Consider the following 10630-nt stretch of genomic DNA (forward strand, 5'->3'; position numbering starts at 1 on the left):
TTAAGTTTTTAATAACATTTTTTAAACCTATGAATCAATTAGAAACAATTAAATTGAAAAAAAATTAAAGAATAAAATGATTAAAAAGTTCACAATCTTTACAATTGCTGCCTTAGCTTTTAATAGTGTAAATGCGCAAAATGCATATTCTCCAGTACCAGAAGAGGGTATTGTTAATTTTGTTACTAGTAGCACTGAAATAGCACCTACAAAAGCAAAGGGAACTCCGTATTTAAATGAGGAATTTGTTCATGGAGAGGTTATTGTACACGGTAAAGTCGAAGAAATAGGAAAGATGCGATATAACGCATATAGAAATGAAGTAGAAATTTTAGATAATATCTCTAAAGATTCATTTTACTCCTTATTAAAACGTGCTTATATACAAGTAGAAATAGGAGGTAAAATGTATAGTATTTACACCTACGTTGATACTGACGAGTCTATAAAAACAAGTTATTTTACAGATTTGAATGAGGGTAATTTGAAATTATTGTTCAAACCAGAAGCTTTATTAAAACAAGCGCGTAGCCCTAGTACTTCATACGAAAAGTATTCTCCGCCAACATATGTTTGGAATAGTTCTTATTATTTATTAGATGAAACTAATGCTGATAAAGAGAACCATGCAGTAAAGGTTCGTTTAACCAAGAATCAGATATTAGATTTTACAGGAGCAAAAAAGGAAGAAATGAAAACGTATATTAAAGAAAATAATCTAAACCTTAGACACGAGAAAGATGTAGTAAGTTTTCTTAATTACTTCAATTCGTTATAGAGATAAATTTAGTTTTAAAGAAAAAGCCAAAGGTGCAATCGCATCTTTGGCTTTTTTAATTTCTATTACTCTACTCTAAATTCAAACAGTTCTGAGTTTGAGGTATTGTCAAAAGAATCTTTTGTAATTACTTTCCAATAATACGTAGTGCCAGCAGTAATTGTTACTTCTATAGAAGATTCTGTTGTATCACCTAAAGTTGTTACCGGTGTTTCAGCCGTATCGAACAATACTTCGTAAGAAACAATATCATCATCAACATCTGAAGTAGACCATTCTAAAGTAATTGTTGTGTTAGCACTAGAAATGGTAGCGCCTCTCTGCGGGCTAATAGCAACTGCAGGGAATGGGGCATAATTTTCTATTCCTTGTCCTTGATTGTAAAAAGCCCAAGTTTCACTCGTTGCAGTAGAAGATGTTCCATTGGCTAAAGAAATAACATACCATTCATAAGGTGTGCCTCTATTTATACTTATTTCTTTTTGGTTTGTAGTAGAAATGGCTGTAGTTATACTGCCTGTTTCAAGGTTCTTTACTTTCACTTCATAAGAATCTGTGTTTTCAGAATCAGACCATTGAAAGGTTACGGTACTCTTTGTTTCGTCGTTTGCATTTACGACACCTTCGTTACATTCAGTATTATCTTCAGGAAAAACTAAACCAGCTGCAGCAGGGTCTAAGACAACTGGTGCAATTGGGTCAACAGGGCTTGGTTCACTGTCAGAGCCACCACCACATGATATAAAAAGTGTGACAAGCAGATATGTAAAAGTTATATATTTTAATGTTTTCATTTTCTTATGATTTTGTAATTAGATAGCGTGTTACCAGATTTAATGTTTAAAATATAGACTCCGGTTGCTAGTCCATCTACACTTAGTTTAATTTCGTTATTAGTCGATTTCATTTGTTTCGATAGAATACTTGTGCCATTTACATTAAATAATGAAATAGTAACCTCTGGTGCAGCATTCGTACCAAGGTATATAGTTAAATCTCCACCTTCAATTGGGTTTGGATAGATAAACAGATCATCACTTAATACTATTTTTTCAGTATAAACTCCTTGACAATCTAATCCGGTTTTTACAGTAATCAATGTGGTTACATCTTCTAACGGTAAAGTAATTTCTTTAGCTGTTGTAGAATACATTTTTTCGTTTAAGAAAATGGTGTATAAATCTCCACCAGAGAAGCTTAATGTAACCTCATTATTCAGCGAACTGATTTTAGCAGAAACAGATAAAGAATCTGGCTCAGATATGGTTAAATCAAAACAAGCTTCATAGTCTGCTTGACCTTCAACTGTAATACATAATTGATAATTTCCTGCAGACAAATCAGTAAATGTACTTTCGTCTGTAAAGCTAGTATTTGTGGTGCCGTCTGTATTTGATAAAACTGCGTTATACGTATACGAAGTATTTGCAGCAGTAATTAAAACGCTTCCATTATTACTTGCGTTACAGGCACCGCCTGTAGTCTGAATTTGAAAGTTAGTATTCGGTAAAGAGAAAACTTCACAACCTTCAACATTAACTATAGTTCCATTAGGGGTATCGTCACATTGGTCAATATCATTTGGTACTCCATCATTGTCACTATCATTATCACATAAATTACCAATACCATCTAAATCATCATCTTCTTGACCTGGGTTTGCGATTAAAGGACAGTTGTCATCAGTGTCTAAAATACCGTCATTATCATCATCGGTATCACAAACATCACCTTCACCATCACTATCAGTATCTAATTGATCGGCATTTGCGGTTAAAGGGCAATTATCAGCTACGTCTAAAATACCGTCGTTATCGTCATCATCGTCATCGGGTGAACCATCGACTACGAAGTCATCTATAATTACACCCTCTTCAGTAACCGAAGGGTCAGATTGAAAGACGATTCTAAATAGTACATTGGTCTCGCCAGTAAGGTTCTGTTCACCATTAGCAGCATTTAAGTTAAAATCATAAGCGTATGCTGTCATTTCGGTGCTTTCACCTGTCCATTGTGCTCCAGGACAATTTTGACAATCATCTGCTTCTTCAGAAAGTGCATTAGTTCTATCGCTACTATACCAATTTGGTTCGCTATTGATACTTCCTAGAATATCCCAATTACTACCGCCATCAATAGAGTATTCGGCATAAACTATATCAAAATTTAACTCAAGATCATATGCCATATTAAATTTAAGAACCGGTGCGATGATAGAGGTCATATCATAACAATTACTTAGAAGGATGGCTGTGGTGCTATTTGGGTAATCGCCACTTAAGTTGGTTCCGTAAACATTACTGCCAGATGTAGCCGTGTTTAAGTTTGAACCTGTGGGTATACCTCTTTGCCATACGCTTTCAGAATTACCATCATTATATGCAATCAAAGATTCTTGTTCAGTTTCAAAAGTATTTAGTTCGCCACCTGAACCAGGTGTGTTTAAAAAGAATCTGTTTTGTAAAGTATTATTGTCATCATAGCTATCGTTATCAATAGTGGCAGTTAACTCAATTGTAGACTCACCAAAATTAACGGTTGTTTCTAGAGGTAGTTCTATAGTAACTGTTTCATTGCTTAATAAATTACCTGTCCAATTGTAGGTTTGCGTGGTATTGCCATTAATGGAATATTCAATATCAACAGCGGTAATGGCATTAACTCCTTGGTTTTCTAAAGTAGCAGTTGGTGCAAAGTCATTACATAATACCTCGTTTGAATTGGGTGTTATAGAAACTAACCTAATTTCATTATCTGGTATTTGAACTGGTATCGTAGATTCCCAAACACCTCTACCATAAGTAGAAGCTATAATTTTTTCGTCATCTAAATTAATTTCAATATCGCTAACAGCAACATTCGGAAAATTGGTGTAGTACTCTTCCCATTCCGTTAAGGTGTCATCAAGTCTATATACACCTAAACTAGTACCTACGTAAATAGGATTGTCGGTATGTCTACCTTGGTGAGCAATCGAGAAAAATGCTTGATCTGTCGGTATATCAAATGTTATATTTTCAGAAGTGGTTTCTGTTTCACCGATGGTAACTTTGAAAACACCTCTTTCTGAAGGTTGGTCGCTAAAAGCAATACCTACTCTGTCAGAAGTCGTTATATAGATAATGTTGCTGTCGTTAGAATTAATACTGATATCTGAAATTTCAGAATCCATTACTTTAATTAAGCTAAAAGTTACACCGCCATTTCTACTTCTATACAATATGTTACTTTCAGCGGCAAATATGGTTTCAGGGTTTTTAGGGTCTATTTCTAAATCATCTATATTGCCAGAGCCAATGGAAGAAGATATTTTACTCCATTGATTATTTTCTAGTTTATACAATGCATCAAAACCTGCATAAACAGATCCATCAGAGCTAATTGCTAGAGGTGTTACCCAATTTCCTTCAATGGTATTTCCATTTGCATCTATTGGTGCGCCAACCACACCAATAGATTGTCCAGAATCAGAAGATATAAATAGGCTTCCTCCGAATTGTACAAACCCATAAACTAGGCTACTATTGTTAGGGTCAATTTCATAATCCATTCCATCACCACCAGTAAAAACATTCCATTGTCCTTGATCGCGAATAAAGCCGGCATTATCTTGTAAACCTCCTGTTATTTTACCAGAATCATTTTTAGCAACAGATATTCTGTAAAATTGACTAATAGAAATACCAGCTGTATAATCAGTAAAAGTATTACCACCATTCTCAGACATATAGATGCCACCATCACTACCTACGTAAACTTTGTTGTTGAAAATTTTTATAGAATGTATATCTGCATGGGTATAACCTTGGTCAGTTATATTCCATCTGTTGATTCTGGTAAAGATATCGCCACCGTTTGTGCTCTTCCATACATTTAAGCAGCCAGTATAGATTTCGTTAAAATTAGTAGGTGAAACTTCAATGGCAAGATCGAACCAAGCCTGGTTTGATTCAAAAATATCTTGTTCACTAGCTGTTTTTGAAAAAGATTGGCCACTATCTAAAGATTTGTATAGACCGCCAAAAGCAAAACTATTGCCACCAGTTAAAGCTCTTAGAACATATACTCCTGATGGGTTTGCCACACTTGTACCTATTACTAATCGACCAGAACTTTCTGGAATACCATCAGTTATTTCTACAAAGTTGTTACCGCCATCTGTAGATTTTACAAAGGTATTTGAAGTTACGGCATAAACAGTATTAGGGTCGTTAGGTTTTAATTTGAAATCTTGAATGTTTCCTGTTGCTTTTACCTCCCAAGTAGTTCCTGCATCTGTAGATTTTTGCAGACCAACACTAGTGGCTACCCAAATAGTGTTAGAGTTAGTTGGGTCGATGGTAATCTCATTCATCAATAAATTAATATTCGATGTGCTAGGGTTCAATCCTGTTTCATTCCAGCTGTTTCCTCCATCGATAGATTTGAAAACACCTACGCTATAGGAGTCTGCAGCATCATCATCTCCTGTTGCTATGTATATAATTTGCGAGTTATTAGGGTCAACGGCAATGCCAGAAACACCAATTTGAGGAAAATCATCAAAAAGGTTTGCCCATGAAGAGCCCCCATCAACAGATTTCCAAATACCACCGGCTGGTGCACCCACATACCAAATATTCTCATTGCTTGGGTCTACGGCAATTGCATTAACTCGGCCTTGACCGGAAAGTGCGCCTGAATAGGTGTCGTGAGTAAAGGGTCCGATAGCATTCCAGTTTGCGGTAGGGTTTGTTGCTTTACCGATGCTCTCTTGTTTGCTTTTCCAAGAGTCCCATAATTGAGAAGAAGTCGGTAGATTTCCATTTTTATCTACATAAAAATTCCAATAATTCTCCCATCTTTTGTAAGGTTTAAAACCACTACCTTTTTTAGAATAGTCTTTATTGCTCCAATATTCGTTGAATGCATTCGATATGTCATATAACGAATGTGTGTTGGTAGAAGATTTTGAAGATTTTTGATTCTCGGTTAAATCTTTCATCCATGGTGCATTCTCATTGAACTGAGCAGATGCCGATGTAAACGCTAAAAATGCGAAAACATTAAAAAACAGTACTTTCATTAACATTTTTTTATAAAAATCAGAAAAATATTCCTTAAAATAATAATGTTCACAGTTAAAATTTAATAATAGTTTAGCAATCCTTTATATCCAGGTATTTAAAGTCAATCAAACTTTCACATTTACTTAGCAACAAAAAAATTAACTTTGCAAGGGTAACAATGCTTCATGAAATATATAATTCTAGTTTTATTGTGTTTAACATCTTCGATTGTTTTAGGTCAAGATGTAATTAAAAAGTCTGAGAAAAGGAATGATTCGCTTCCTTTAGGTAAAAAGACTAAGCCCATAAATCCGAAAGACAAACTGCAAAATGATTCTATTGTATTGACGATAGGAGATTATAAAATTATTTCATTTGAAAGAGACACCACTTTTTTAGATACCACACTTACTATTCAGAAAGAGTACAAGTACAATTACCTGCGTGAAGACGATTTTGAATTAATGTCATTTTCTAATATCGGTCAGGCATATAATGAATTGGGTGTAGATTTTGAAAGAGTAACCAGTTATCCAAGTTTAGGGGGCATTGCAAAAGACCGTAAGTATTTGGAGAAAGAGCAAATAAATTACTACAACGTAGCCACACCAATGACCGAGTTGTTCTTTAAAACTACCTTAGAAGAAGGTCAGTTGTTAGATGCTAACTTGGCGTTTAATACATCTAGAAGGTTAAATTTTTCTGTTGGCTATGTCGGTTTTCGCTCATTTGGTAAGTATAATGATACGCAGATAGAATCTGGCAATTTTATCACCACAACAAATTACTTGTCTAAAAACGGTAGATATGCACTAAGGGCACACATTGCAGCCCAGAATATTACTTCTGAAGAAAATGGAGGTTTATCAGAAAAAGAGGACCAATTCGAATCAGGAGATCCAGATTTCATCAATAGACCGAGAGTAGACGTTTATTTAGATGATGCAAATAATAAGATTTTAGGTAAAAGGTATTATATGGATCATACCTATAAATTGGTTAGAAAGCAGTTGGATTCAACTCGATTTGAAAAGACGTCCCTTTCTATCGGTCATACTTTTGATTACGAGACTAAATATTATCAATTTGTAGAAACGGCGAACGACACCTTGTTTGGTGATGCTATTCTAAGTGCTATTGATGATAAGGCAATTTTAAAGACATTTTATAATGAAGTAAATGCTGAGTTTTATAATAGAACTTTAGGTAGGTTAACCGGTGGTATTAATGTGTATAATTATGATTATTACTTTAATAGTCAATTTATAGAAGCAGATGGTACTATAATACCTAGTAGATTAAACGGAACAGAGTTAGGTATAGTTGGTAAGTACGCAAAGCGGATAGGGCAATTTGATTTTAAGGCTGATTTAAAATATAATATCTCAGGCGAATTAGCGGGTAACCTTTTTAATGCCTCGGCTTCATATAGTATTAATGAGAATAACAAATTGAGATTCTCTTTACATACTTCTAGTAGAATGCCAAATTTCAATTACCTATTATATCAAAGTGAATACCTTAATTATAATTGGAACAATAGTGAAGTGTTCGAGAAAGAGCGTGCCAGTAGTTTAAAAGGCGAGTTGCTTTCAAAAACATGGGGTAACCTTATGGTGAAGTATAGTAATTTAGACAACTACACATATTTTGCGCCAGTCTCAGATGACGAAATTGGGGATGATATGGAGAATGCATTTATAAAACCGTTACAAGAGGGTAATAGTGTATCGCATTTAAAAGTTAAATATGAGAAAGAGTTTAAGGTTGGTATGTTCGCTTTGAATAATACGGTGATGTATCAGAATGTAACCCAAGACACTCAGGTATTGAATGTCCCTCAATTAGTAACTCGAAATACATTGTATTTTTCTTCAGATGTATTTAAGAAAGCAATGTACTTGCAAACAGGTATTACGTTTAAATATTTCTCCAGTTATAACATGAATGGGTATAATCCTATTCTTGGTGAGTTCTATGTGCAGAATAAAGAAGAGTTAGGGGGTTATCCTTTATTAGATTTCTTTATTAATGCCAGAATTAAACAAACAAGAATTTATCTGAAGGCAGAGCACTTTAATGCGTCTTTTTCTGGGCGTGACTATTATGCCGCACCTAATTATCCATACCGTGATTTTGTTATACGCTTTGGTTTAGTGTGGAATTTCTTCTCTTAACACATAGATTGATTAGTTTAATGTGTTTAAAATCAATAGCTTAAATATAGCTTATGGCTTAAGTAACTGTGGTACAGTAAGTTGATTTTATTCGTTTTTCCGTAGTTTCTAACGTACGGTAAATCATGTTGTTATGTTGAGGATAAAAAACTTTGTTTTTTTTATTTCAAAAAGGCTTGTGTTATTAAGAATAGTGTGTACATTTGCACCCCGCAAACGAGGAAGATTAGTTCGGAATCGGGAGTTGGAAAAAGGTTCATATATATGTTGATTTGATCTGAGAAAAAAAAGAAAATATTTTTTTCAACAAAAGTTGTCAGGTTAAAAAACAGTTGTATATTTGCAGCCGCTTAGGGAAACACCTAAGGGAAACGGAGCAAAGAAATCGAGAGATTTAATGCGGAGTGGATAGAAGTTCATTGAAATATTGTGGAGATAAGAATCGAGTTCAGGTGAGGACCTGAACGAGAGGAACAAGAATTAAGGAAACATACAATTTAGTATATCGTAAGGTATATATAAGGAATTGAATCGAGAGTCGGGGCCGGGAGAAATTTAGACTTCGTTGGGACGAATATTTACAAAACAACGATGAAGAGTTTGATCCTGGCTCAGGATGAACGCTAGCGGCAGGCCTAACACATGCAAGTCGAGGGGTAACAGGGAGCTTGCTCCGCTGACGACCGGCGCACGGGTGCGCACCGCGTATGGAACCTACCTTGTACAGGGGAATAGCCCAGGGAAACTTGGATTAATGCCCCGTAGTACCACGACCTGGCATCAGGATGTGGTTAAAGCCTTCGGGCGGTATAAGATGGCCATGCGTCCCATTAGTTTGTTGGTAAGGTAACGGCTTACCAAGACTACGATGGGTAGGGGCCCTGAGAGGGGGATCCCCCACACTGGTACTGAGACACGGACCAGACTCCTACGGGAGGCAGCAGTGAGGAATATTGGACAATGGAGGAGACTCTGATCCAGCCATGCCGCGTGCAGGAAGAATGCCCTATGGGTAGTAAACTGCTTTTATACAGGAAGAAAAATAGCTACGTGTAGCTTACTGACGGTACTGTAAGAATAAGGACCGGCTAACTCCGTGCCAGCAGCCGCGGTAATACGGAGGGTCCGAGCGTTATCCGGAATTATTGGGTTTAAAGGGTCCGTAGGCGGGCTGATAAGTCAGGGGTGAAAGTTTGCAGCTCAACTGTAAAATTGCCTTTGATACTGTTAGTCTTGAGTTATAGTGAAGTTGCCGGAATATGTAGTGTAGCGGTGAAATGCATAGATATTACATAGAACACCGATTGCGAAGGCAGGTGACTAACTATATACTGACGCTGATGGACGAAAGCGTGGGGAGCGAACAGGATTAGATACCCTGGTAGTCCACGCCGTAAACGATGGATACTAGCTGTCCGGAACCTTGAGTTCTGGGCGGCCAAGCGAAAGTGATAAGTATCCCACCTGGGGAGTACGTTCGCAAGAATGAAACTCAAAGGAATTGACGGGGGCCCGCACAAGCGGTGGAGCATGTGGTTTAATTCGATGATACGCGAGGAACCTTACCAGGGCTTAAATGCATATTGACAGGTCTAGAGATAGATTTTCCTTCGGGCAATTTGCAAGGTGCTGCATGGTTGTCGTCAGCTCGTGCCGTGAGGTGTCAGGTTAAGTCCTATAACGAGCGCAACCCCTACCGTTAGTTGCCAGCATGTCATGATGGGGACTCTAACGGGACTGCCGGTGCAAACCGTGAGGAAGGTGGGGATGACGTCAAATCATCACGGCCCTTACGTCCTGGGCCACACACGTGCTACAATGGCAGGTACAGAGAGCAGCCATGTCGCAAGGCAGAGCGAATCTACAAAACCTGTCACAGTTCGGATCGGGGTCTGCAACTCGACCCCGTGAAGCTGGAATCGCTAGTAATCGGATATCAGCCATGATCCGGTGAATACGTTCCCGGGCCTTGTACACACCGCCCGTCAAGCCATGGAAGCTGGGAGTGCCTGAAGTCCGTCACCGTAAGGAGCGGCCTAGGGCAAGATCGGTAACTAGGGCTAAGTCGTAACAAGGTAGCCGTACCGGAAGGTGCGGCTGGAACACCTCCTTTCTAGAGATTGTCCTTTTAAGGACAGTCCCTGACGAAGTAAAGAATGGAACTACGGTCCCGGTCTTTTGATTTAATAATAGTTTCTTTAGTAAATGTTCCATTACAATAATCTCCATAATTATGATATATAAGTAATTGCTTTTTTTTGCGAGGTATTTATGCCGAGAGGAAAGAGTAGGGACAGTCCCATAGCTCAGCTGGTTAGAGCGCTACACTGATAATGTAGAGGTCGGCAGTTCGAGTCTGCCTGGGACTACAAACAAGAAAATCGTCTTTGATTAGACGGTACGTTCATTAAGTATTGAAGGAAATTTTAGAAGTTGGGAAACCAGTTTTGCAGTACACGGTATGTGGTACGCAGTACGGCATAGGCTGAATACTGTAAACTGAATACTGATAACTGAAAACGGGGGATTAGCTCAGCTGGCTAGAGCGCCTGCCTTGCACGCAGGAGGTCATCGGTTCGACTCCGATATTCTCCACAGCGACGAAAGTCGACAACGTTCATTGACAT

General features: G+C 37.5%; 4 protein-coding genes, 2 tRNA genes and 1 rRNA gene. 5 read left to right on the plus strand and 2 right to left on the minus strand.

From position 1 onward, the window contains the following. Nucleotides 1-76 precede the first annotated feature (76 nt). Nucleotides 77-778 carry a hypothetical protein gene (locus QSV08_RS20045; protein ID WP_324025468.1) on the plus strand — a complete coding sequence of 234 codons (702 nt, stop codon included), beginning with the start codon at nucleotides 77-79 and terminating at the stop codon, nucleotides 776-778. A gap of 65 nt (nucleotides 779-843) precedes the next feature. Here the strand turns inward: QSV08_RS20045 and QSV08_RS20050 are convergent, their stop codons facing one another. Then, nucleotides 844-1572, minus strand: coding sequence for a hypothetical protein (locus QSV08_RS20050; protein WP_324025469.1), 729 nt, complete (start codon nucleotides 1570-1572; stop codon nucleotides 844-846). Next, nucleotides 1569-5843 carry a thrombospondin type 3 repeat-containing protein gene (locus tag QSV08_RS20055; RefSeq protein ID WP_324025470.1) on the minus strand — a complete coding sequence of 1425 codons (4275 nt, stop codon included), beginning with the start codon at nucleotides 5841-5843 and terminating at the stop codon, nucleotides 1569-1571. The genes QSV08_RS20050 and QSV08_RS20055 overlap by 4 nt, the downstream gene beginning before the upstream one ends. Nucleotides 5844-6011: 168 nt before the next feature. Between QSV08_RS20055 and QSV08_RS20060 the strand changes: the two genes are divergently transcribed. From QSV08_RS20060 to QSV08_RS20075, 4 genes are all read left to right on the plus strand, one after another. Next, the gene (locus tag QSV08_RS20060) at nucleotides 6012-8003 is read left to right on the plus strand and encodes a putative porin (RefSeq protein WP_324025471.1); all 1992 of its coding nucleotides are present in this window, start codon (nucleotides 6012-6014) and stop codon (nucleotides 8001-8003) included. Between the two features lie 588 nt (nucleotides 8004-8591). After that, nucleotides 8592-10116 (plus strand): 16S ribosomal RNA (locus QSV08_RS20065). Between the two features lie 182 nt (nucleotides 10117-10298). Further along, a tRNA-Ile gene (locus tag QSV08_RS20070) sits at nucleotides 10299-10372 on the plus strand. Between the two features lie 152 nt (nucleotides 10373-10524). Continuing rightward, a tRNA-Ala gene (locus QSV08_RS20075) sits at nucleotides 10525-10598 on the plus strand. The last annotated feature ends 32 nt before the right edge of the window (nucleotides 10599-10630 follow it).

This window comes from Maribacter sp. BPC-D8 (assembly GCF_035207705.1).
Lineage (GTDB): Bacteria > Bacteroidota > Bacteroidia > Flavobacteriales > Flavobacteriaceae > Maribacter.